The following is a 1,092-nucleotide window of genomic DNA, read 5'->3' on the forward strand; positions in this document are numbered from 1 at the left end:
GGATCGCGGCCGGCGAGCAGGTTCTGGCCCTGACCTCGGAGGACTGGACGCGGCTGACCCAGGGTCTGCTGGAGACGCTGGACGGCTTCCACCGCGACAACCCGGACCTGCCGGGCATCGGCTTCGAGCGGCTGCGCCTGCAGTCGCGGCCCCGGCTGCCCGCCCCTGCCTTCGCCGCCCTGTTGCGGGCGCTGGCGCGGGCCGAGCAGGTGGCGCTGGAGGGCGCCTGGGTGCGGCTGACCGGCCATGAGGCGCATCTGACCGAGGCCGACGAGGCGCTGTGGGCGGAGATCCTGCCGAGGCTGGGCGGCGAGGCCCGGTTCCGGCCGCCGCGGGTGCGCGACATCGCCGGCGAGCTGGGCGTCGACGAGGCGGAGATCCGCCGCCTGCTGAAGCGCACCGGCCGCATGGGCCGGGTGGACGAAGTGGCGCATGACCATTTCTTCCTGCGATCGACCGTGGCCGAGATCGTCGGCATCCTGGTACGGCTGGGCGAGGCGCATGAGGCCGGATTCAGCGCGGCCCAGTTCCGGGATCAGGTGGACAGCGGCCGCAAGGTTGCTATTCAGATCCTGGAGTTCTTCGACCGCCACGGCGTGACGCTGCGGCGAGGCGATTTGCGCCGGCTGAACCGGCATCGGCTGGACCTGTTTCGTCCCTCGATCGGCGCGGAGCCGGCCGAGGGTGATGGAGGAGAATCGTCCCCGGTGGGGCGTCCGGACTTCAAATCCGGGAGGGGCCGCGAGCCGGTCCTTGGTGGGTTCGACTCCCACTCTCTTCCGCCAACCCGCCCTCATTGACGGGACGGATAGCAGCGGCCGAAAAGACAGACCCGTCATGGCGAGCCCCGGAGGAGCGTGGCCATCCAGCGGCACCGGCACTGGATGGTCCCCTCCAGACTCAAAGGGGCGCTTCGCTCCCCGCCATGACCTAGGGTATTCACACATCTGTCGAGGACAGTGCGCGTTGCCTCTCCCGCTTGCGGGAGAGGTCGTAGACGCGAAGCGGCTCCGGGTGAGGGCTTTGCGGCGGCGACACCAGGATCACCGCTTCAGGACAGGACGGATCGTGCGTTTGCTCACGGCGAGCTTC

Annotated in this window: 1 tRNA gene and 1 pseudogene; both read left to right on the top strand. The window is 70.0% G+C overall.

Annotated features, from left to right (window positions below):
* Positions 1-77 precede the first annotated feature (77 nt).
* Positions 78-617: pseudogene (locus P409_RS41675) on the top strand (SelB domain-containing protein); the annotation flags it as partial.
* 72 nt (positions 618-689) lie between these two features.
* Positions 690-785: transfer RNA gene (locus P409_RS38505), tRNA-Sec, on the top strand.
* The last annotated feature ends 307 nt before the right edge of the window (positions 786-1,092 follow it).

Origin of the sequence: Inquilinus limosus MP06, assembly GCF_000767795.1 — a bacterium.
Lineage (GTDB): Bacteria > Pseudomonadota > Alphaproteobacteria > DSM-16000 > Inquilinaceae > Inquilinus > Inquilinus limosus_E.